Source organism: Cytobacillus sp. Bva_UNVM-123 (assembly GCF_046351715.2).
Lineage (GTDB): Bacteria > Bacillota > Bacilli > Bacillales > Cytobacillaceae > Cytobacillus.
On record NZ_CM177772.1, the window covers coordinates 3,445,319 to 3,467,524 of the forward strand.

The window sequence follows — 22,206 nt, forward strand, 5'->3', positions numbered from 1 at the left end:
ATTAGTCCTCCTGACGCATGACAAGGTCATTATATGTAAAGAAAGTGCCCGGAAAAACAGGTTGGCCTTTCTTCATTAGAAATAAAATTGTATTTTGGATCGATTTAATTAATGCTTTATTTAAGCTAAACTTTGCTAGTTCTCGAACTTCATCAACTCCAGGGAAATGTCTTCCAGGCTCAATATAATCAGCTAAATAAATTATTTTATCAAGCAAAGTCATACCAATTCGACCTGATGTATGATATTTAATCGCATCTAATACTTCCGGATCATTAATCCCTGCTTCCTTCTGTACGAGATAGGCCCCTACAGGCGCATGCCAAAGCTCACTATTAAAATCAAGCAATTCACTCGGCATGTGCTGGTCAATAATTATCTGTTTCATTTCCTCTTTTGGACGAAATTTAGCATAATCGTGAAAAATAGCGGCTAACTCCGCTTTTTTCCAATTAGCTTGATAAATATTAGCAAGTGAAATGGCTGTTTCCATCACACCAATTGTATGAAGATAACGATGTTCTGTTAACTGTTCTTTTACTATTTTCAAAGCTAGTTCACGTTCCATATAAGCATTTCTCCTCAATATAGTCCCGAACGGAATCAGGAACGAGATAGCGAATTGTTTTTCCTTCTCTTAAGCGGCTGCGAATTAAACTGGAGGAAATCTCAATTTCAGGAACATCTACATAAAGAAGTGGATAAATACTCTCTGTTCGATATGCTGGTCTTTGAACACCAATAAATTGAACAATTTCTACTAATTGGTCAATATGACGCCATTTGGGCAAGTATTCAATCATATCTGCACCAATAATAAAGTAAAATTGGGTATTTGCATGTTTCTCAATGAGTAATTCCATTGTTTCATACGTATATGAAGGCCCTTCCCTCTCAAGTTCAATTTGCTCCACTTTGAAATTTGGATGATTCCTTATAGCTAGTTTCAGCAAGTTTAATCTATCTTCATCACTAATTGCATTCAACTTTTTCTTATGTGGAGGCTCTTGATTCGGCATAAACCAGATTTCATTTAATGATTGTGCAGCCAAAACTTCATTCGCAATAATTAAATGTCCAAGATGCGGTGGATCAAAGGTACCTCCTAAAATGCCGATTCTCTTCAAGTGTCTCCACCTGCCTTAAGGTAAACTAATCTGCTTATTTTCTCTTGATTCTTTGTACAGAACAATCGTATTTCCAATAATTTGAACAAGCTCGGCATTTGTTCCCATTGATAATTCTTCTGCAACAGTTTGTTTATCCTCATCACAATTTTGTAAAATATTAATTTTCATTAATTCTCTTGCTTCAAGTGCGTCTGCCACTTGTTTAATCATATTTTCATTCACTCCACCTTTTCCTACTTGAAGAATCGGATTTAAATGGTGAGCTTTTGAACGTAAAAAACGTTTCTGTTTACCTGTTAACATTTCGTTATCCTCCTAGTTGTTGAAGTACATTTGCTTTCATCTGCTCAGTATCTGGAGAAATACCTGTCCATTTTTCGAATGCAAGGGCTCCTTGGTGAACAAACATATTCAATCCGTTTTGAACTATGCAACCTCTTTGTTTCGCTTCATGCAATAATTTTGTTTCGAGGGGGTTGTATATGATATCACTGACAAAAGCATTTGGTTGTAAGTTGTGTAATGATAAAGGTAGCTGATTAATATCGGGAGCCATTCCAATCGATGTCGTATGAATAATGATATCGTATTGAGAAAGACTCGCCTCTGCAGAACTTATTTCTATTGCTCGAGAAACAACCGAATAGGGACAATCCTCTACAATTGCAGCCGCTTTAGCCAAAGTTCGATTACAAATATCTAATCTTTTAACACCAGTTCTTGCCATAGTGAAATAAAGTGCCCTTGCTGCACCGCCGGCACCAATGATTAAAATATTTTTATCATTTATCGTCTCTATTTTATCCATTAACCCTTTTACATAGCCGCTTCCATCTGTATTATAGCCGACTAATTCACCATCTTCATTAACGACAGTATTAACTGCACCAATTGCTTCAGCAAGCGGATCAAGTCGATCTAGAAATGGGATAATCGTTTCTTTATGTGGAATTGTCACATTAAAGCCTGCTGTCCCAATTGCCTTTAAACCTTTAATTGCGGCCTCTAAATCGATTTTTTTCACATGGAGAGGATGATAATGAGCATCTATTTTATTAATTTTAAACAATTCATTATGCATAATGGGTGACATTGAATGGGCAATTGGGTCCCCAATAACAGCAAATAGCTTTTTCAAAATCCCACTCCTCTAGATTAAAGATCTTCTTATTAATGCATTAACACCTTTCGGTACGTATGCAGCTACTTTTGCACCTGGTTCATTAATTGTAATCCAACCAAGACCAGAAAAAACGATATCCACTTTTCCTTCTTTCACATTGAATTCATGCTTAACGAGATGAGGAAAAGTATCCATTTGCTCTATTCTTGGGGGAGTTAATAATTTTCCTGCATGATTTAAATATAATTCATCTGCATTTTCAAGCTTTGTTCTATGAATATTAATTTCATTTGAAAAATGACATATAAAAGACATGCGTCCACCGCTAATATAGTCGAAGCGTGCTAGTCCACCAAAGAAAAGTGTCTGTCCTTCATTTAACTGATACACTTTTGGTTTAATCTCTTTTTTTGGGGTAATAATTTTTAAATCACGCTTATCAACATAATGAGCCATTTGATGGTGGTTTATTATTCCCGGTGTGTCAATTAAAGCTCTCCCATCAGCCAATGGGATTTCAATTATATCAAGAGTTGTTCCAGGGAAATGAGAGGTAGTAATGACATCTCCTTCACCAGTTACTTCTTTTAAGATACGATTAATAAAGGTTGATTTTCCTACATTTGTGCACCCAACTACATAAACGTCTTTTCCTTTTCGGTATTCATCAATGGCAGCAGCTACCTCTTTTATAGACTGCCCTTTCGCTGCACTCACAAGAAAGACATCTTCAGGTTTTAAGCCTAGCTCCTTCGCTTCCTGTTTCATCCAGTTAATTAATTTATTCTGTTTCACAGACTTTGGAAGCAAATCTACTTTATTTCCAACGAGAAGAATTTTGTTTTTACCGACAAATCGATGCAGGCCTGGCAGCCAACTTCCATTAAAATCAAAAATATCTACAATCTTTACGATTAAGGCATCACTACTGCCAATTGTATTTAAGATTTTAAGAAAATCATCATCAGTTAAATCAACATCCTGAACTTCATTATAATGTTTTAAACGGAAGCATCGTTGACAAATAATCTCTTCCTTTTCAAGAGCGGACTGTGGTGCAAATCCGAGTGCATTTTTATCTTCTGTTTGTATTTTCACACCACAACCAATACATAAATACTCACTCACTACTTAATCCTCCTAATCAACTTCATCCAGACATATTTGGTCCCAAATTTGTTTATCGAACTCGCCCCACCCAATGAATGAAGTTAAAGCATTCCTTTTTTTCGGAACCAATTTAATATTCTTCTTTCAACCAATCGATTAAAACGTGTAAAAAATCCATCTGTTTGCGCAACTGGAATTACAAGTATAGTGCGGAATCCACTTCGGTTTCCACCTAAAACATCTGTTAGTAATTGATCGCCAATGACAACAGTCTCTTCTTTTTTCAGCTCCATTTTATGTACTGCCTGATTAAAAGCCCGCCTTAGCGGTTTTCTAGCTGCAGGAATAAAAGGAATTTGCAGCGGTTCAGAAAATGCTTTAACACGGTTTTCATTATTATTCGATACAATCGTAATCTTCACATTACTATGCTTCATTTCTTCAAACCATTTCACTAATTTAGGCGTCGCATTCGGCCTGTCCCATTCTACTAACGTATTATCCAAATCAGTAATAATGCCTTTAATACCATTTTCTTTTAAACTTTCTGGCGTAATTTCAAATATATCTTTTGCATACTGATCTGGCAAAAAAAGCTTCAACAATATTTATACACCTCTATTAAATGAGAAATTCGTACGATCAACACTTTTGATTTCATCATATCTAATTTTATTTGTTGTTTCAAACGTTGAAAAACTTTTCGACAATATCCGCTTTCCTCCTAATTGTGGATAACTTTATACACATTAACCACATTGCTCCTATACAGCTTTATTCTAGTTATAAACAACTTAACCACAAGTTATCCACTATCCATTGTGGATAAGGGAACGGTTGTTCTAAACAAGTAATTTTGCTAGAGTATGGATATAACATAAAAATCTACATTAACTGTAAAAATATCGGCATATAGACAAGTAATATTTTTGGAGGTGAATAAATATGAGAAAGCTGTCAGACGAATTATTAGTCGAATCATATTTTAAAGCAAAAGAACTAAAGCTTAGTCCAGAGTTTATTCGCTTAATCGAGACAGAAATTCACCGACGTTCATTATCAATTAAAATTAAGGTATCATCCTAGAAAAGGCAAAGAATTTATAACAGGGAAGAAAAAACTTATAAATAGTAATTCCTTTTACGAGAGGGTGTCCCAAAAGTATAACTTTTAGGAGCACTCTCTTTTCTTATGTTCTTATTTACTTGTCCACTTTTCCCTCATAGTCTTTGCGTCTTCCACTTTAATCTCTAAAAAAACCAATACACTCTCCAACTTTAACATTTGCAGGTGTTTGGATTGATGACATTGGCTCAAAGCTATCTTTTTCAAACAGCAATACAACGGTAGAACCAAATGTAAAATAAGCCATTTCATTACCTTTTATGAGCTGCTCACCTTCATGTGTTACTTCGATTGAATTAACAAACATCGCTCCTACTTTTACAATCGAAATAAACCCTTTCTCATGCTTAACCTCCGTAATTTTCCGGTAATTTTTTGAAAGTGCACTTTTCCCATATTTCAAACCATGCTTATTAACTGGGTATGATTTTGTGCCTAAGGTCCATTGATCTACTACTAGGCCAGTTACAGGACTGTGAATACGATGGTAGTGGCTAGGACTTAGATAAAAAATCATATAGTATCCATCGACATACTTCTTAACTTTTTCCTCGCTTCCTAGCATTTCACTGATAGAATATTCCTTTCCTTTAACAGTTATCATCTTCCTCGGCTCAATGAATCCAATATCCTCAATGACTGCATCAACTGGACTTATCGCCGAATTAGGTTCAATCTCATGTGTACGTGCTCCCTCTTTCAACTTTCTCGTAAAAAATTCATGTAAGGACTCGTATTCTTCAATTGCCTTATCCATTTCATTTTCATTTATTTTATATGTTTTTGAAAAAGACGGAATAATAACGCGGCTCATTTTAGAACGGGCAAACTTGTTTAAAATGCTAGAGGTCCACTTCCCGTTCGTTAATTCAATCATGAGGCGATATAGTGACTGTTTCAATTTTTTCACCTCCTAATAAGAAATGTGCTAGAGCTTCGGAACAATTCTAATTAAGATTGTCCCATTAAGATCATTTGAAAAGCTTTCCTTCGAAACGAGCTAAGAACGATTAGAACTATTCCGACTTTCATGAAGGAACAGCTTTACGAATTGTCATAAAAAGCTTAAAATTAAAATACTATATGATATTATAAGCGGTTGAAATATTCAGTTGTTATTTCTTTATACATAAAGGAGTGAAGAGTTTGTTTTTGTCTGACGTGCTTGATCAAACGATCAAGAAATGTAAAGCTCAACTAGCAAATATGCTGACTTTAGCAAATTTAACATTAGGTGGCTTTGCAATCTTATTTTGCTTAAATGATCATTTGGATTTAAGCTTACTGCTCATATTTCTTGCTGCACTTGCCGATCGTTTCGATGGTATTGTTGCCAGAAAGCTCAATATAGAAACTGATTTAGGGAAACAATTAGATTCCATGAGTGATATTATATCATTTGGAGTAGCCCCAGCACTATTAATATATCAAGGAATTTTATCTGAATTTGGTGCGCCAGGCGCATTTTTCACCATTTTTTATATCGGCTGTGGTGCTTTTCGACTTGCTCGCTTTAATATTAGTGAAAATAATGGCTATTTTACAGGTCTACCTATTACGGCCGCTGGCTGCTTAGCCACACTTAGTTTTTTTGCCATACCGTATATTCCAGCACCATTCTTCTTATTTATGATGATCATTCTTTCATTCTCAATGATAAGTCCTTTCAAATTACGAAAAATATAATGAACAATTAAAAGCCGCACTCGCTTGAGAGTGCGGCTTTATTGTATAGATAATGATCGGAGACACGAATCGTCGTTATGCTATTTTTCAGTAAGGGCTAGAAATTCCTTAATATCTTCAATACATAATCCAACGGCCTTTTCCCAAAATTCCGGTTTTGTTAAATCAACATTTAAATGCTTCTTTGCTAAGTCTTCAACCTTCATTGAGGCCGTGTCTTTTAATAATGCGATATATTTTTCCTCGTAGCCTTTGCCTTCCTCAAGTGCTTGTGCATAAATACCAAGTGAAAATAAAAAGCCGAAAGTATATGGAAAATTATAAAATGGAACCCCAGTAATATAGAAGTGAAGCTTTGAAGCCCAGAATGATGGATGGTACTGTGAAAGTGCATCTCCATATGCTTCTTTCTGTGCCGCTTCCATCAGAGCATTTAACTTCTCAACACTAACCATACCATTTTTACGTTCCTCATAAAACTTAGTTTCAAATAAGAAACGAGCATGAATATTCATTAATAAAGCAATCGTTCTTTGAATTTTATCTTCTAATAAAGTAATTTTTTCTTCTTTTGTTTGTGCTTTTTTGACAGATGCGTCAGCAACAATCATTTCCGCAAATGTTGAAGCTGTTTCAGCAACATTCATGGCATAATTACGATTTAATAACGCTAATTCTCTCATCGCATACGTATGAAAACCGTGTCCGAGTTCATGTGCTAAAGTTGAAATATTTGATGGCGTCCCCGAGTACGTCATAAAAATTCTTGATTGGCTGCTTGCAGGAAAATACGTATGGAAACCACCTGGTCTTTTTCCAGGTCTATCTTCGGCTTCAATCCACTTTTCTTCAAACGCCATTTTTGCAAAAGAAGCCATTTCTTCACCAAAATGTGTAAAGTTCTCGATAATAAATTCTGCACCTTCTTGATAGGAGAGCTTCACTTCAGTGTTGCCCATTGGTGCATCAAGGTCATACCAGCTTAATTTTTCTAATCCTAGCAACTCCGCTTTTCTGTTCAAAAATTCAACAAGTGGCTGTTTATTCTTCGCGATAACTTCCCACATTGTATCGAGCGTTTCTTTTTCCATTCGATTAATGGCTAGCGGCTCTTTAAGAACATCCTCCCATCCGCGTTCTTTGTATACATTTAATCTGAACCCAGCTAAATGATTTAACGCTCTTGATAAATAATCTGATTGCTGTTCCCAAGCTGTTTCCCATTTTTCAAAGATTTCACGACGTACTTGTCGATCAGGATTTGAAAACTTATTCGCAGCCTGTCCAATGGATAATTGCTTTTCTTCACCATTATCCTTAAACGGAATCTTAATATTACCAACAACCAAATCATAGAGTTGACTCCAACTATGATACCCATCGATGGCTAAAGAATTAATTAAGCTTTCTTCTTTTTGTGATAATTTTTCAGTAGCGGCTGTTCGCCTTTCTGTCAAAACAAAGGATAATTCAGTTAACTCAGCTGAATTCATAATACTTTCCCACACAGAAGCATCATATTTTGTTAGCTTTTCATCTAAAATGGTTAACGCAGATTGAAAGGCTGCACTAAGCGTCGTTAATTTCGCACGATGCTCGTCTGCTTTTTTGTCCTCTATATTTTGAGCTTGAAGACAGCTGACAAATGCACTAGCTTCTCGAATTTTTTTCGTACCTAATTCAAATTTCTTTATTATGTTTAAAAGCTCTGTAGTATCAGAAATCGAATTAGTTGGTTCCCAATTATGTACGTCTGTCTTAAATGCGTTTATTTCCTTTTCCGTTTCTACTACGTGTTCAGCAAATGCAGGTGAATCACTTCCACCTTTAAAAAATACGTCTAAGTCCCACACAGGTGAATACATTTTTGTTGTCATTCAAAATCCCCCTTATTATCAACATTCTATTAAATTATAAATTAACTTTTTCGAAACTTCTATCAATAAGGCTGTCCATTTTTCTTTCAAGGGTAAAGCAATCATGAATAAATTGCTTTACACCAATCATTATTCACTAACAGCAATCCCCTAGAAAAAATACCCCCCCAAATATAATTAGTAGAATTAGCAATACGACTGCAAGAGCTAACCAAAATCCGCCTCCTCCATAACATGGCACAGGGTACGCCGGTGGGAAGTAAGCAAAGGTATACGGATAACCAAATGGCATTGACTCTTAACCTCCTTTATTGAATTCCTTTCTACAAAATATGTCCATAGCGAAAAAAAGTATAGGCAAACATGATAGTTTGTATAAATTTTCATCACCCATTCATTCAAATCTTTGCTCATTAAACACTTTTCCGTTACTATTGGGATCGAATATAAGAATAAATTAATAGTAGTTGGAGTGAAAAACATGAAAACGGCAAAATATTTTTTCCTTCCTGTTATCTTTATTTTTGTTCTATTCGCAGCAGGCTGCACGAAAAATGAACAAAATACAAATACAGAAAAAAATGATAAAGAGACTGCTCAAGTAAGTGAATTCGCCATTACAAAAGCTGCCCCCCAGCGAGTTGAACAAATATATGGGTTAGGCTATCCTGGAAATGATTCAGGATTATATGTCGCCTCACAAGATGGAATTAAAATTTTTGCAAATAAGATGTGGTATGAAGGAAATTCTCAGAGACATGAATATGTAGGATTCCAACCAACAGAGGAAGGTTTCATTGCGAGTGGTCATCCTGAAAAAAATACAAATCTAGAAGATCCACTTGGCATCATTAGAAGCAGTGACAAAGGGGCCTCCTTCGAAAAACTTGCCTTTTATGGAGAAGGAGATTTTCATTTTCTTTCTGTAGGGTATGAAACGAATATAATATATATTATTAATGAGAAGGAGCGTTCTACATTAAAAGCAGGTGTATATCGTTCTGAGGACGATGGGAAGTCGTGGGAGCCTCTAAAATTTAATGGTTTAAATACTGATACAGTCGGAATGATTGCCGCTCACCCTACAAAACCTAATCTAATGGCAATGTCAACAAGGAGCGGAATCTACTTATCTGATGATAAAGGTGATAACATGAAGCTCGTGACTGAACCAAATATGTCAACAGCACTCGCATTTTCTGGAGATAACCTTTACTATTCGTCTGTTGAAAATAATAAAGTTTTGTTTTATTCAATGGACATTCATTCATTAAAGACTAAACAAATAGAAATTCCCTTTTTAAATTATGATAATCCCATTACATATATTGCTGTCGATCAGAAGAACAATAACACCCTTTCGTTCTCAACCTATTTATATGATGTATACGAATCGACAGACAGCGGCGAAACATGGGGCTTATTATTAAAAAATGGGAAAATCGAGTGATTGACCGTCTCATCTGCATTCAATAGGAGAGGGTCTGTCTCATAAGTCAAATTATTGGCTTAGAGACAGACCCTTTCACATGTCTAAGATAGGGATTTATCTAATAGCTATTATCTATCGACCATTTTTTACGATTTCCATTGAGATTCTGTCCGATAGCTGTCTCCTATCGACCAAATTTTCTTAAATCTATTTAGATTATGCCGATTTAGGTTAGGGAAAAGTGTTGAAAATGGCATTCCATTTTCTTTTTAAAAATTACCCTATTGTACCCCAATAAATTAAATCCAATGAGAGGGCCGTTGAAGATATGATGGCAATATTGTCGCTTCGTTTCCTTTTGCAGAATTCATTTGCATTTGAGTGAGAAACATGCTTGTAGATAGATCGGCACCACTAAAGTCAGCATCTCGCAAATCGGCGCCGATAAAGTCTACACCTCTTAAGTCAGCATTTTTCAGTTGCGCGGCAATTAAATATGCACCTCTCAAATCAGCTCCTCTTAAATCTTTGCCATTTAAGTTTTTTCCAATCCAATCGACGACTCTATAATTGCGCTCTTTTATTTTTTTGGATTTATACATTTTCTCCATTAAATCATGACGAATAGCCTCACTCGTTTTTAAAAGCAATTCATTTACGGGGAGGCGATAAAGTGTGATATTTATTGATAGCAGCTCATCAGCTTCTAGCCTTGTTAGCATATTTAATTGTTCTAATTGTGTATTTAACTTTTCGAATAATGTTCGTGAAACCTTGTAGGACAATGCCTCCGCAACATAAGCAATCATCTCGTATAGCTGCTCCATAATTGGAAATACACGAAACATTTTCTCTGCAACTTCAGGACTTTCTCGCCAATCCTGTCCGTTAAAAGTAACTTGGGATACCATTTGTCCTGCACCTAAGCAATCAAATACTGTACAACCTTTAAATCCTTTTTCTCTAAGATCCCGATGTATTTGACAGCGAAAATCAGACATTAAATTAGGACAAGGCTTGCCAGCTTCCTTGTTAATCGCGAAATCACTTGACACAGCAATATTAAGAGCTGTACAACATAAGCCAAAACATTTCTGACAATCGGCCTGCAAGCTCTCCCTTATTTTTTTCGCTGTTTCAAAAGTAACTCCTGAATCATTCATCATTTTCATACCTTCTTAATTTCATATTTTCTGTCATATTATCTTATTTTTAAAATTATACTCTATTATCATTAACTATTTCGACTACTATATTGTTTTCCGCTTATTTCTATATGTTATATTTGATTTCCAACAATCCCTATGATAGAATTATTTTAACTCAAAACAAATAATGGGTTTAAAAAAGGAGCTTTTATGTTAATTGTCGTTCATAACTAATTCGTAATTAAATAAGGTTGAAATCTTCAAAAATTACATTCTCCTTGAATGTTTATTTTCTATGGGATTTTTTAACCTTTTGAATTAGTTAAAGAACAACGGATAACAATGCCTTCATGTTCAATTCTGAACCCTAGGTCCGTGCTGTTCAAGCACGGACCTTTATTTGTTTTGGGTATAGAAAAGGCACGAAATGACGTTTGTTCATTTTGTTGCCTTTTTTTATTTATTGAAATTTCATGAGTTACAAAAAATATAAAAGATGGGGAAAATCACAATGAATTTTATTGAAAAAGCAAATGAAAATCTAAAACTTGACGAAGGTTCAATTATTATTGAAAATCTATTAATCAAATGTTATCTTTCTCCTGGAATATCTACTAAAGAGCTTTCACGAAATTTATATCTTCCAGTCCCGATAACTGTAGCTATAAAGAAAGAGCTTATTAAAGCAGGTGTATTGCTTCAGGATAAAGGAGTGCGTTGTACAATGAAAGGAAAGGCCTTTGTTGAACAAGAACTTGGCTTTAAAGGTATAAAAACCTCCTTATATCAAAAATTATTAAAATATGATGGGAATGCTCTTCCTGATTTAAGTGACGTTTTACTTAAACTTCAAGATTTATTTCCATTGCGGCCACAAGTCGACGTACAAATCGATCAATCACAGTGTACACCTGATACGAGTTTAAGAAGAGCACTTTTATGCTTAAAAGAACATTCATTAATAGGCAAACGTATCTTATGTGTTGGAGATGATGACTTAGTTAGTATATCTATCGGTTTATTACTTAAAAAATTATTTCCTAGCGAGCACTCTTTTCAAACGCAGATCGATGTCATGGATATAGACAAGCGCTTTCTGAAATTTATAAAAGATTTTGCAGAAAAAGAAGGGTTGCCGATTAATTGTATTTATCATGATATGCGTCACCCATTTAAAGAAGATTATGTAGAAAAATATGATTGTTTTTTTACTGACCCGCCCTACACCTTGCAAGGGATGAATTTGTTTTTATCACGAGGTGTCAGTGCCTTAAAGAAGAGGAAAGGGTTAAATATCTTCTTATCGTTCGCCCATAAGTCTCCTGAATTCACGTTGAAAATGCAACAAGCATTCGTTGAAATGGGACTTAGTGTAAATGCGACTCTTCCTTCATTTAATAAATATGTCGGTGCCCAAATGATAGCGAATCGCAGCCAAATGATGATCATAAAAACTACAGACCATACAACTGTACCAGCAAACCTATTAGATAAATTTACGGGACCACTTTATACAGGAGAAGTAAAACAGTCGACAAGAATTTATCGTTGTACGAATTGTGGTGGTGACGTAAAAGTTGGAACCCAATGTAGTTTTCAAACTATTGAGCAACTAAAAAGAGAAAAATGTCCATATTGTTTTGAAAACACTTTTCTCCTAAAAAATAGAATATAAACAAAAAAGCTTTGCTTGCAAGGAGGGATGATTCCCCTCTTTGTCAACAAAGCTTATTGATAAAAACTAGCTATAATCATGGCTGCTGGATAAATCAAAAGTTGACCAATTAATGTTCCGAGAAGCTTTGTGCCTATTAACATGATGACCAGCGCTTTTACGTCCCCATATGGTCGTTTATTTCGTAACGCCTGGTCAGTAATAATGGCGGACTGTGGATCAACTAATAAAGTTAATAAAATCGCAGCAACACCGTTAATCATTCCAGATGAGCCTGCTGCAGCTAAATAATATTGTTCATCTACAAAATAAGCTGCATAATAGGCGGAAAGTACGCCTATCGTATAAATAGCCGTAATGACCGTATTAATAATTAAAAGTCGCTTCGGAATTTCTTTATAGCGTAAGCTGTTTATCATCCTTTTATGTGGTTTCGTTGTCTTTTTAACGATACGCTTTATATTCGACATGCTTAAGGCTTCTACTACAAGGGAAGGTACTGAACCTTTTACTTCAAGTTTATTTACTGCAATTGCAAAGAGTTTAAGAAACGTAGGGATTAATAGAATCCCAATGAATGTACCAATTGTTGCTGCGAAAATAACTAGTCGAATATCTGAAAGTGGATCTATTTGTTTCGCAATGCTAATTCCAATAAGTCCTCCAATTAGTGGAGCTTGAATCATATTTGCCGTTCTCGAAACTAAAACAATTATATTAAATAATGACATTGAAAGTGCGAACTTTCCACTTTTAACAGAATTTAACCGCACAGAATAAGCAAGCGTATCAACTAAATGAATGACAATTGTTAGGCCAATAAGCCAAAACAGCATGAATGTTCACCTCATCCTAAATATGGTTAAGCTCATATAGATGGAGACGATAACACTCTAGCAATTGTTACATATTTTAATCCGTATGTATGAAAAGAAATTCAGCAAAAATGTATTAGAAAAATTTCATTCACATCATTATTCACTCAAATTTAATTGATTTTAAAAATTTGAATGTGTATGATGAAATAAAAAATGAAGGAGATAAAATATGGAAATTAAGAAAAAAAATCCTGAAAATCTCGCACCACCCATTGCTCAATACCATCATGTTACGGTAATTCCTAAAGATGCTGAATTAGTGTATTGTCTGGACAAGTTGGCAATGATAAAAACGGCATTTTGCCAAAAGATATTGAGAGCCAATATATTAATGCCCTCGAAAATATTAAAGCCATTCTTGAAAGTGAGAATATTAGTACGAATAATATTTTTAAAATTAATTTTTGGCTGACAGAAGATATTAATAGAGAACTATTTTTAGAAAAATGGAATGAGTTTCATAACGGGAATCCACCTGCAACGATATATGCATATGTAGCTGGATTAGCGAACCCAGATTTAAAAATTGAAATTGAGGCTTGGGCAGCAAAATAAAAATTCATTCTGATTATTTTTCGACTAATGAGTGTTCTACCTACACTCTTTTTTTATTATAATACAAATGCTAAAGCCTAAATGGAAAGATTTCAAAATTTAGAGTCTCTCTTATGATTAACTCTTGCTTATTTCATTCCCTGAATAATAAGCCAACCCTTTTTTGTATGTTCATAAAATTGTACCGCTTGAAATCCAGTCCTATCAAATAGTTCTTTCATTTCATCCTTTGATTTAAAAGATTTCATATGATAATTGATTTTGTATATCTCGGCACCATTCCTAAGTTGCGTGTTAAGGCAATGATTCCCCCAATTGCTCCGACAAAATCTATTGGCACATGCTGCATAATAAAGCTATTGTTTGGAGAGGCGATTAATCCCATTCCTAATCCGATAAAAGCAAGAATGATGATTACGCCAACAGGAGATAAAGGATGAGGAAAAACAACACTTCCGATGAAGCCTAGATTATGAATCAAGCGATGGCCAAAACGATCTCCTAAGCTTCCCATTATAGGAAGTGATGAGGCAATAACGAGTAAATAACCGATTGTAATCCATTGTACAGTTCCTAAAATTGTGTGGAATATATTTGATAAATATGGAAGCGAAACATTTACAACACCTGCTGTAAAATGCGAAATAAAAGCACCGATACAGATCGCGACCATCATATAAAATGGTTTATTTTTCATAAGAGTTGAGGCAGTATTCAAAGAGGATCCATCCTTTCTCTGTCCGATAAAAATTAAACTTACATTTTTTAAACAATGCAAGTAACACATCTAGTTTAGCAGCTAAACAAAATGAACAAATCATGTTCTTTGTCATATAGTCGCAAACACAGTATTTTCTTGTAACGCATGTGAAGTTTTCAAAACTTCAACCGCGTTCATTCCTTCTGTAAACATATTCATTTCTAAAAACATGACTTTAATAATCTGTTTCATATTATTTAGTTTAGTATCTAAACTAAAATGCGTCAAGAATTTAACTCGAAGCTGATTCAACTGCTTACCTCCTCTACTTTATGGATGTAGAAAAAGGGAATAACTAAAATAACTAAAACTTGTTGAATCATATAAATAGCCTTTATTATTAATATGAATAAAAAAAAATTACAATGTATAGGGGTTGAAATATAGGTGACTCATGCAAAAGAAGTCCTTTTGGATCAATTATTGGCTAATGCAAATGACCCTAGCTGGTATGTTCCTTTTCACAAGTCGATAGAGGGAATCACGAATAAAGAGGCATTTTGGAAGCCTGATGCTGAAAGCCATAGCATTGCAGAGATTGTGCAACACCTTATTTATTGGAATGAAACATGGCAAGTAAGGTTTAAAGAGTCACATGTTAATGCTGTGCCACCAATTAATCATAATGCAGATAGCTTTCTTGTCCCCGAACATAAAACCTTCTCAGACCTTAAAGATCAGCTATTAAAAGTGCTGCTGCAGTGGCAAGAGCTGATTACAGAAGATCAGCTTGAATCAAATGTTAATGGATTTCCTGTGGAAGCAAAATGGTGGGGGATCATTGCAAACACAGCAACACATAATGCTTATCATATTGGACAAATTATGTATATCCGAAAAATGAAAAAATGAAATATATAGAGATGGCTATTTTTGATTAAAACATTATTGATTAAATTAATATATCGTTACAGAAGTATGAGGCACCTTTCAAAGGCCTTGTCCCAGTCATCATTCAAAAAGTTACATATTATAATAACCATAAATCATTTTTCTTTCGCTTAACCGTTTGCTTCTGAGCCTAAATAGGCTCTTTTTTTCATACATAAAACCGCCAGCTTACAATGAAGATTATTCATTTTTCTTATTTACCACTTTTATGATTTCATCTAATTTCTTTTCCATTTCAATCAAATCGGGCATTTTATTAACCTCGTTTCATAAATTCCTCTAGTTAGATTCTAGCATATTAGAGTTAATTTTAATTCTATTAGAATAGCGTTGAGGGGGATCTGAATCTTCTTGTCCTAAATCGGCATCATAATAAACAGTCACTATCTCCCCTATTTCAACTTTTTCATATTCATCTTTTTCAATAGAGAAATATACTCCATTTTTTTCGCGAGCAATCTTAATGATTTCATCATTTGTTTTATCAAACAATTCTTCACGTTGAATTTTTTCTACTACCAAGACTTGATTTTTATCTTGGAAAATCCTCTTTGCTATTATAGTACCTGTAAATTCCTTCATATTAACATCTTTTTGGCTTATTGATTGACAAGAAGCAGTGATAAAAGCTAGCAATAGTACAACAAATAATTTATATATTCTCATACCCCTCTCCTCTTGTTTTCATTTAAATTATTTAAACTTTTTCAATAATAATAACTAATGATAACACTTATGATGTTCTTATTTGAGTATCCCTTATTTTTTAGTGTAACATCTGCAATAGTAAAAACAGCTTATTTGTTATATAATGCAACAGTAAAAAGTTTACTCTTTTATTCTGTGAAGGAAGGGCATGAACTATGACCGAAAAAGAATTTAATGTAGTCGAGCACCTTGATGAATTACGAAAAAGATTAATCATTTCGGCAATAGCTTTCGTAATTTTTCTTATCGTAGGAATGTTTTATGTAAAAGATATTTTTCTCTTTTTCATGGGAGACCTAGATTATAATCTGATCGTTTTAGGACCAAGTGATATATTGTGGATATATTTCCATATTGCAACCATCGTTGCCGTTGCTGGAACAATCCCAGTAGCAGCATGGCAAATATGGATATTTGTTAAACCTGCTTTAAAGCCTATAGAAAGAAGTGTTACATTAGCTTATATACCTGCCTTGTTTTTTCTTTTTCTAGGAGGATTGGCATTCGGGTACTTTTTCATCTTTCCAAACATCATGAAATTTCTCATACATATGGGTAGTGATTTAATGGCTAACTCTTTTACCGCAGAAAAATATGTTAGTTTTTTAATTAATATGACCCTACCTTTTGGAATAGCTTTTGAATTGCCGCTTGTCTTGATGTTCTTAACAACCTTAGGCTTAGTAGATCCATATAAAATAGCTAAGATAAGAAAGTATGCTTATTTTATTCTAGTCATCATTGCTTCTATGATTTCACCACCTGAATTTTTTTCTCATATTTCAGTAGCAATTCCGCTGATTTTATTATATGAAATAAGTGTTTTGTTATCAAAAATCGTCTATAAACGAAAGCAAAGAGAGGATAGCATAACATACAGTGAGGAACCTAAGCATTCTTAAATTGAAATGTTAAAAATAAGCTTTATTAATAGGCTGGCTCAAAAGGTCGATAATAGCGACCTTTTGGGACCAGCCTAAATATTTTTCAAGTGAGAAGTTATTCTTAACCATCCGATAAGAGCAATTCCAAATGTTCCATGCTTTTTTCGAACCTGCATATCCATTAGTCCTTGACACATCCATTAGTTTAATAAACTATTTAAAAATTTAAATTGCTTTTTTGCCAAACCAATGAGCAAAAAATAAAACAGGGAAAATAAGGAAAATAAAAGGTATACTAATATATAAAGTATTCAAAGTTATAACTTGGTGTTTAAATAATGAATTAAACAATATAATCGTGTAAGGAAAGACTATTAATACTGATGTTATAACACCAGGGGTAATTGACCTTAGAAAAACAGACTGACCAACATGAGTGAATACATGTAGAAAAAAAACCGATATCATAACTGTAAATAAATATATGTTGCCAAATGGACCATGATTAATATATTGACTTGCCAGATAAGTCGAACTGCTAACAAATACAAAAATAACTAATACAGCAACTGAAAATTGTGCAGTTGACATTGAAAATTGTTTGATAACTTTATCGGCAATTTTTCTTGGCAACTTGTCATAAATGACATTTGAATTCTTCCCCATCCACTTTTCAATCATAATTATTTCTTCCAAATCATGAAGAACAAATATGATAGGAAATAGCCAGATAAGTGTTTGAACATTAAACCACTGTTCCATCCCGTTCCATTCCTTTCTCATTCTATTTTAACCTTGCTTCACCTCTGAATTTTCTTCATAGAACTTGAACATTATATCGATTCCTGATTAATTCTTTAGTTCGTATAAGGGACTCTTTATTACGACGCAACTAGTACTAAATGAAATCCCTTTTTAGCTAAATTGTGAGCAAATTGATTTCCCGTTCCTGATATTGCACCAGTTATTATTACTGCCCATGGACCATATTTTTTAATAAAATCATCCATCCATTACACCTCCTGAGTAAATACTCAATATTATTCAAAAAAAAATGCTCAATTAGAAATCTCAAGTCCTTTAAATATAAAATTTACTAGACTCTCAATATAGTTTTCATTTTCATGAGCGATTTCATCTGTTGCTCTTTCCCCAACTAAAAAATGAGTTAATAAGGTTGAAAGAAACATTGAGGTTGCTAATTCAATTGTCTGTTCTTCAACAGGACTAGAAACAGCTCTTGTAAGATGCATTTTAATTTGTTCGGACATTGAATGAATAAGGTCAACCACCTTCATGTTTACAGCTTTGTTTTGTACCATTTCGGGGGACCAAATAAATGATAAATAACTTTTATTACGCGATAAAAAATCAGAATACAAATGTCCTAATTGAATTAAAGCTGGAACTGGATTCATTTCCGATAGTTGTTTCATTTCCTTGTTCATTGACCCAGCAAATGATAACTCACTAATTAAATGATTAAGGAGTTCGTTTTTATCTTTAAAATAATAGAATATAAGACCTTCTGCTACACCACTCTTTAATGCAATTTCTTTTGTAGTTGTCGCTTTAAACCCCTGTTCTGTAAAAAGCTCCAATGCAGTATGTATAATCTTATCCTTTTTTGATACCAATAAATTCACCCCTGAAAATCTTATGTTTGAGTATTTACTCAATTATAAGCGATATTAAACTTCTGTCAATATATACCACAGACCTAATCGATATGTATGAAAAAAAGAAATACAATCCACTCTCGTTTAAATCCTATCATTAAAGTCATTAAGACATTTTTGATGGATCTTATCTATAATCGAGCTTTATTTAAAAATCATAATTGCATTTTATAAATGTCCTACAAAATATTAATATTTAATTAAAAAAGTCAAATCCTTATTGTACAGAAGGATTTGACTTTTTTAACGATAGTGTTACTTTAAATGGATTGCTATTTGAGCTAGTAGGTTCTTCATTATGTACTAGCTTGTTTATCCCACTTACGATAGCATCATATTCATTTAAATTAAAATAATCCATTGAATTGATCAGTAGGCTGATGCCATACTCGCCATCAAACAGAACTCTTGAATATGTGTTCTCAGTCCATCCATTATGGGAAATTCCACCATTATTTACTTCCCACCCCATCGCATAGTAAGTATCATTTCCCATGTAAGAAGTGGGTTGATGCAATTTGCTTATAGCATTCAGTGATAAAATACTTTTTCCTTTGAATTTACCTTGGTTCACTTGTGCAATCATATAGTTTGCCATATCCTCAGCAGTGGAAATAATGTAACCAGAAGGAACAGTGCCCTCGTGATTTTATCGATTTTCGAAATATCAAGATTACCATTTAAAGACTCATCTTCGTTTGCAAATACAACTCTACTAACACTTGTTAGTAGCATTAATATGGTGATCATTAACACTTTAAAAATTCCAAATTGTTTATTAGGCATATTTCTAATTTTCCTTTATTTTTATATTTAGTAATACCTTGTAATCTTTCATTATTGCATTTTCCATTTTAGTTGTTGGGTAGGGGCTTGATTACTTTTATTCCATTGCATTATACCTTCGTATGAAGTATCGTCTATAGTAGCAATCGTGCCTATTAGTATGCCATCTTTCCATTCAATGATTGGGATTGGATATTCAAATGACTCAAATAATATCAAATCCTCTGGAGGAGATATTTTTTGAAAATCTCTCAAATTGATAATAACTACTTGGTTTCGAACGACTTCAGAACCTTCATTTCTACCAAAGAGAAATGCTAAATAATCATTATTGCCCTTAAAATCTTGGAGATAACTTGAAACTGAAACCTGTATGGACTGTATATCCCCTTCCTTTTCTTCCAGTAGAAGTTGATTACAAAGCTTCGTTCCACAGCTGTAATTTACAAGAATATAATCCTTCTGATTATTTGTATATAAATATCTACCTCGAATTCTATTTATTTCACTATTTTTATCCTCAAACTGTTCTAGGTATGACTTTAAAATCGGCACCTTGTCAATGGATACATAGAGTTCTTCTTGGTTTGGTATTTTAACAGGAAGAATAAGTTCTTTTTGCTGATCCGTTTCAAGGCTATTATTTTTAGATTTTTGAGTTTCTTCTCTATCAAGCTTAGAGATATAGCTACTCTCCTTTGCTTGGCAAGAAACTAAAAATGTGATTATTAAAAACATAATTGCTAAGTGCTTCTTCATATTATCCTCCATTACTTGCAATGTTACTAATCAACAGCTAGCAATTTAATTAATTCTATGATTTTTTCATCGTTACCTAAGTCAATGGACACTAACTTTACATTTTTAATCATATCTGTGTAGAGTTCTTCACCGGCAGGGTAGTGACCATCCCAACGTAAAGGAACATTGTATACATTAATCGTGCCATCCCCATTCCCACTATAAGTTACAGATCCGTCCACTAAGCGACCACCTGCTAACTGGACAACATTTTCCGGATAGTTTGCGCTGGTCTCATCATTAGGATTAAGTGGGGTGCCAGCTGAAATTTGTCGAACATTCAATTCATCTAACTCTTGATTCGCTCCAAGTTGCAACCAAACCCGAGCATATTCGATTTCCTTGGAAGAATATTTAGATAATTGATTCTCTTCTTCGCTTTTAGGTGTATTATTTGATAACTTGTTTCTTGTTTCTTCTGAAGTAGTTTTCTTAGAATCCTTCGTTCCAGATTCTTTAGCTTTTATTGTGGACTCCGATTCATCTTCCTTCTTGTTTTCTAAATTGTTTTTTTCTGTATTGTCCTGCAAGTCTTCATTATTGGTTCCAACATGTGTTATCATTTTTCCTTTTTGATTATCGTCATCACTGCACGCTATAAGCAGTAATGCTGATGCAAATAAAATCAGCATTGAAATTAGGATTTTCCTCACTTTTTTTCCTCCAGATCAAAAAAACTTCGGCATATCGACCGATTAGATGTATTTTTGTTCGACTAATCCACCTACATAGAAAAAATGAAATTCGAGTTATGATGTAATTGAAATTTCAGATGTTTTAAATTTTACATGGGCCTTTAAAACAAAAAGGGCGCAATTATTCTTATTATAATTATTGCGCCCGTTTAAGTACATTTCTTCATAAAAATCTAGGAAATAACCACCATACAATAAGAATGATACTAACTATTCCCCAAATAGTGGTCCCTGCTATCCTCCAAACGATGGATCGGGTAGCTGAACTTTGATGGATCTTACTTTCCATATTTCTTGTTAAAAAAGCAACAACGACAAATCCGATTATAATGAAGCCAATAGCTAACCAAGATAATAAATCCACTTTTTATCCTCCTTTTTGTGAATACGTCCTAATCTGCTGCTTCGTAGTTTAAGTAAACTCCTTCGCAATTTCTATTATATTCTAACATAAATATCCAAACATCTTCGGAGAAAGTCTTCTACAAGTGCTCCTAACGCGAGTTGTGGATTTAAAAAAATCCTGTATTTAAACACAGGACCTTTAATCAACTTTTATTTTATATACTTTAAATTTGTTTTATCTTTTAACCCCTTCCATAATCCAAACAAAATCATTCAGATTAATAAAACTGACGGAAAATTGATTTGCCTCCATAAACTTCGTTAAAATTGGAATCGTCGTATAATATTCTCGCTCCAAATCTTCTGCAAGATTATGAAAGCCTTTTTCTATCGAATCTCTGATGGCTCTTTTATATGCTTCAACAGATTCATACATTGTATCTGCGAAAACGATTTTTCCACCAGTTTGGAGTAGATTACTATAGGCTTCAATGGCTTTTTCCTTCTCAACATCTGTAAGGTGATGGAAGGCATAGGAACTGACAATTGTATGGACTTCCTTATCTAGATGGAAATTGAGAAAATCCCCTTCTTTTATTTCTGCCCGTTCGCCTAGCTTATCGATAGCGAGTTTTCGCATAGATGGTGATGGTTCAAATGCAGTCACAGTTAACCCTCTTTTCAGAAGCTGCTTCGTAAGATTCCCCGTTCCCGGCCCAAATTCAACAACATGACCATAAGAACGATTTGCCACCTCATTAAGGATTTTCTCGTAATGTTCAAATACTGCCTTATATTCAATATCATGACCTGATACAGCATCATCATAGCTTTCTGCCCATCGTTCAAATATTTCAATAAATTCTTTTCCCATATTGCACTCCCCATATCCTATATATTTTTTATAATTCATATAGG

At 34.0% G+C, this 22,206-nt stretch carries 27 protein-coding genes and 1 pseudogene; 7 read left to right on the plus strand and 21 right to left on the minus strand.

Going from position 1 to position 22,206, the window contains the following annotated elements; all coding sequences use genetic code 11:
• Nucleotide 1: 1 nt before the first annotated feature.
• The 6 genes from yqeK to KDN24_RS17715 all read right to left on the minus strand — a co-directional run bounded on the left by yqeK (nt 2) and on the right by KDN24_RS17715 (nt 3,971).
• The gene (gene yqeK / locus KDN24_RS17690) at nt 2-568 is read right to left on the minus strand and encodes a bis(5'-nucleosyl)-tetraphosphatase (symmetrical) YqeK (protein WP_409972244.1); all 567 of its coding nucleotides are present in this window, start codon (nt 566-568) and stop codon (nt 2-4) included.
• The gene (locus KDN24_RS17695; protein ID WP_409972243.1) at nt 558-1,127 is read right to left on the minus strand and encodes a nicotinate-nucleotide adenylyltransferase; all 570 of its coding nucleotides are present in this window, start codon (nt 1,125-1,127) and stop codon (nt 558-560) included. The genes yqeK and KDN24_RS17695 overlap by 11 nt, the downstream gene beginning before the upstream one ends.
• 15 nt (nt 1,128-1,142) lie before the next feature.
• Complete coding sequence (gene yhbY, locus KDN24_RS17700; RefSeq protein ID WP_409972242.1) at nt 1,143-1,433, minus strand: ribosome assembly RNA-binding protein YhbY; 291 nt, start codon at nt 1,431-1,433, stop codon at nt 1,143-1,145.
• Between the two features lie 4 nt (nt 1,434-1,437).
• Complete coding sequence (gene aroE / locus KDN24_RS17705) at nt 1,438-2,268, minus strand: shikimate dehydrogenase (protein WP_409972241.1); 831 nt, start codon at nt 2,266-2,268, stop codon at nt 1,438-1,440.
• 12 nt (nt 2,269-2,280) lie between these two features.
• Nucleotides 2,281-3,381: a ribosome biogenesis GTPase YqeH gene (gene yqeH / locus KDN24_RS17710; protein ID WP_409972240.1), complete on the minus strand. Its 1,101-nt coding sequence runs from the start codon at nt 3,379-3,381 to the stop codon at nt 2,281-2,283.
• Nucleotides 3,382-3,464: 83 nt separating this feature from the next.
• Nucleotides 3,465-3,971 carry a YqeG family HAD IIIA-type phosphatase gene (locus tag KDN24_RS17715; RefSeq protein WP_409972478.1) on the minus strand — a complete coding sequence of 169 codons (507 nt, stop codon included), beginning with the start codon at nt 3,969-3,971 and terminating at the stop codon, nt 3,465-3,467.
• A 337-nt stretch (nt 3,972-4,308) separates the two neighbouring features.
• On the opposite strand from KDN24_RS17715, the gene KDN24_RS17720 reads away from it, so the two are divergent.
• Nucleotides 4,309-4,449 carry a sporulation histidine kinase inhibitor Sda gene (locus KDN24_RS17720; protein WP_409972239.1) on the plus strand — a complete coding sequence of 47 codons (141 nt, stop codon included), beginning with the start codon at nt 4,309-4,311 and terminating at the stop codon, nt 4,447-4,449.
• A 157-nt stretch (nt 4,450-4,606) separates the two neighbouring features.
• Here KDN24_RS17720 and KDN24_RS17725 read toward each other — a convergent pair whose 3' ends face one another.
• Nucleotides 4,607-5,389: a phosphatidylserine decarboxylase gene (locus KDN24_RS17725; RefSeq protein WP_409972238.1), complete on the minus strand. Its 783-nt coding sequence runs from the start codon at nt 5,387-5,389 to the stop codon at nt 4,607-4,609.
• Nucleotides 5,390-5,634: 245 nt separating this feature from the next.
• On the opposite strand from KDN24_RS17725, the gene pssA reads away from it, so the two are divergent.
• Nucleotides 5,635-6,174, plus strand: coding sequence for a CDP-diacylglycerol--serine O-phosphatidyltransferase (pssA, locus tag KDN24_RS17730; RefSeq protein ID WP_409972237.1), 540 nt, complete (start codon nt 5,635-5,637; stop codon nt 6,172-6,174).
• An 80-nt stretch (nt 6,175-6,254) separates the two neighbouring features.
• On the opposite strand, the gene KDN24_RS17735 is transcribed toward pssA, so the two are convergent.
• Complete coding sequence (locus tag KDN24_RS17735; RefSeq protein WP_409972236.1) at nt 6,255-8,051, minus strand: M3 family oligoendopeptidase; 1,797 nt, start codon at nt 8,049-8,051, stop codon at nt 6,255-6,257.
• Nucleotides 8,052-8,532: 481 nt separating this feature from the next.
• Here KDN24_RS17735 and KDN24_RS17740 point away from each other — a divergent pair, with 481 nt between their 5' ends.
• Entirely contained in the window at nt 8,533-9,501 is a 969-nt protein-coding gene (locus KDN24_RS17740) for a F510_1955 family glycosylhydrolase (RefSeq protein ID WP_409972235.1), read from the plus strand.
• 281 nt (nt 9,502-9,782) lie between these two features.
• Here KDN24_RS17740 and KDN24_RS17745 read toward each other — a convergent pair whose 3' ends face one another.
• Nucleotides 9,783-10,649, minus strand: a complete 867-nt coding sequence (locus tag KDN24_RS17745; RefSeq protein WP_491348100.1) for a pentapeptide repeat-containing protein — start codon at nt 10,647-10,649, stop codon at nt 9,783-9,785.
• A 493-nt stretch (nt 10,650-11,142) separates the two neighbouring features.
• On the opposite strand from KDN24_RS17745, the gene KDN24_RS17750 reads away from it, so the two are divergent.
• A complete protein-coding gene (locus KDN24_RS17750; protein WP_409972233.1) occupies nt 11,143-12,306 on the plus strand; it encodes a bis-aminopropyl spermidine synthase family protein in 1,164 nt (387 codons plus the stop codon).
• A gap of 53 nt (nt 12,307-12,359) precedes the next feature.
• On the opposite strand, the gene KDN24_RS17755 is transcribed toward KDN24_RS17750, so the two are convergent.
• A complete protein-coding gene (locus KDN24_RS17755) occupies nt 12,360-13,142 on the minus strand; it encodes a lipid II flippase Amj family protein (RefSeq protein ID WP_409972232.1) in 783 nt (260 codons plus the stop codon).
• Between the two features lie 306 nt (nt 13,143-13,448).
• Between KDN24_RS17755 and KDN24_RS17760 the strand changes: the two genes are divergently transcribed.
• Complete coding sequence (locus tag KDN24_RS17760; protein ID WP_409972231.1) at nt 13,449-13,739, plus strand: RidA family protein; 291 nt, start codon at nt 13,449-13,451, stop codon at nt 13,737-13,739.
• A 477-nt stretch (nt 13,740-14,216) separates the two neighbouring features.
• Here the strand turns inward: KDN24_RS17760 and KDN24_RS17765 are convergent.
• Nucleotides 14,217-14,436 (minus strand): annotated as a pseudogene (locus KDN24_RS17765) (MFS transporter); the annotation flags it as partial.
• A gap of 132 nt (nt 14,437-14,568) precedes the next feature.
• The gene (locus KDN24_RS17770; protein ID WP_409972230.1) at nt 14,569-14,751 is read right to left on the minus strand and encodes a hypothetical protein; all 183 of its coding nucleotides are present in this window, start codon (nt 14,749-14,751) and stop codon (nt 14,569-14,571) included.
• A gap of 135 nt (nt 14,752-14,886) precedes the next feature.
• Between KDN24_RS17770 and KDN24_RS17775 the strand changes: the two genes are divergently transcribed.
• The gene (locus tag KDN24_RS17775) at nt 14,887-15,351 is read left to right on the plus strand and encodes a DinB family protein (RefSeq protein WP_409972229.1); all 465 of its coding nucleotides are present in this window, start codon (nt 14,887-14,889) and stop codon (nt 15,349-15,351) included.
• 318 nt (nt 15,352-15,669) lie between these two features.
• Here KDN24_RS17775 and KDN24_RS17780 read toward each other — a convergent pair whose 3' ends face one another.
• Complete coding sequence (locus tag KDN24_RS17780; RefSeq protein ID WP_409972228.1) at nt 15,670-16,056, minus strand: DUF3221 domain-containing protein; 387 nt, start codon at nt 16,054-16,056, stop codon at nt 15,670-15,672.
• Between the two features lie 197 nt (nt 16,057-16,253).
• Here KDN24_RS17780 and tatC point away from each other — a divergent pair, with 197 nt between their 5' ends.
• Complete coding sequence (gene tatC / locus KDN24_RS17785; RefSeq protein ID WP_409972227.1) at nt 16,254-17,000, plus strand: twin-arginine translocase subunit TatC; 747 nt, start codon at nt 16,254-16,256, stop codon at nt 16,998-17,000.
• Between the two features lie 207 nt (nt 17,001-17,207).
• On the opposite strand, the gene KDN24_RS17790 is transcribed toward tatC, so the two are convergent.
• From KDN24_RS17790 to KDN24_RS17825, 8 genes are all read right to left on the minus strand, one after another.
• A complete protein-coding gene (locus KDN24_RS17790) occupies nt 17,208-17,765 on the minus strand; it encodes an HXXEE domain-containing protein (protein ID WP_409972226.1) in 558 nt (185 codons plus the stop codon).
• A gap of 98 nt (nt 17,766-17,863) precedes the next feature.
• Complete coding sequence (locus KDN24_RS17795; RefSeq protein WP_409972225.1) at nt 17,864-17,992, minus strand: hypothetical protein; 129 nt, start codon at nt 17,990-17,992, stop codon at nt 17,864-17,866.
• Nucleotides 17,993-18,040: 48 nt separating this feature from the next.
• Nucleotides 18,041-18,619, minus strand: a complete 579-nt coding sequence (locus KDN24_RS17800; protein ID WP_409972224.1) for a TetR/AcrR family transcriptional regulator — start codon at nt 18,617-18,619, stop codon at nt 18,041-18,043.
• A 259-nt stretch (nt 18,620-18,878) separates the two neighbouring features.
• A complete protein-coding gene (locus KDN24_RS17805) occupies nt 18,879-19,247 on the minus strand; it encodes a hypothetical protein (RefSeq protein ID WP_409972223.1) in 369 nt (122 codons plus the stop codon).
• Nucleotides 19,248-19,498: 251 nt separating this feature from the next.
• Complete coding sequence (locus KDN24_RS17810) at nt 19,499-20,206, minus strand: hypothetical protein (RefSeq protein ID WP_409972222.1); 708 nt, start codon at nt 20,204-20,206, stop codon at nt 19,499-19,501.
• Nucleotides 20,207-20,232: 26 nt separating this feature from the next.
• Complete coding sequence (locus KDN24_RS17815) at nt 20,233-20,880, minus strand: YdeJ family lipoprotein (RefSeq protein WP_409972477.1); 648 nt, start codon at nt 20,878-20,880, stop codon at nt 20,233-20,235.
• Between the two features lie 226 nt (nt 20,881-21,106).
• On the minus strand, nt 21,107-21,307 hold the full coding sequence (locus tag KDN24_RS17820; protein ID WP_409972221.1) for a phosphate starvation-inducible protein PhoH: 201 nt from the start codon (nt 21,305-21,307) through the stop codon (nt 21,107-21,109).
• A gap of 216 nt (nt 21,308-21,523) precedes the next feature.
• Entirely contained in the window at nt 21,524-22,162 is a 639-nt protein-coding gene (locus tag KDN24_RS17825; RefSeq protein ID WP_409972220.1) for a class I SAM-dependent methyltransferase, read from the minus strand.
• Nucleotides 22,163-22,206 lie beyond the last annotated feature (44 nt).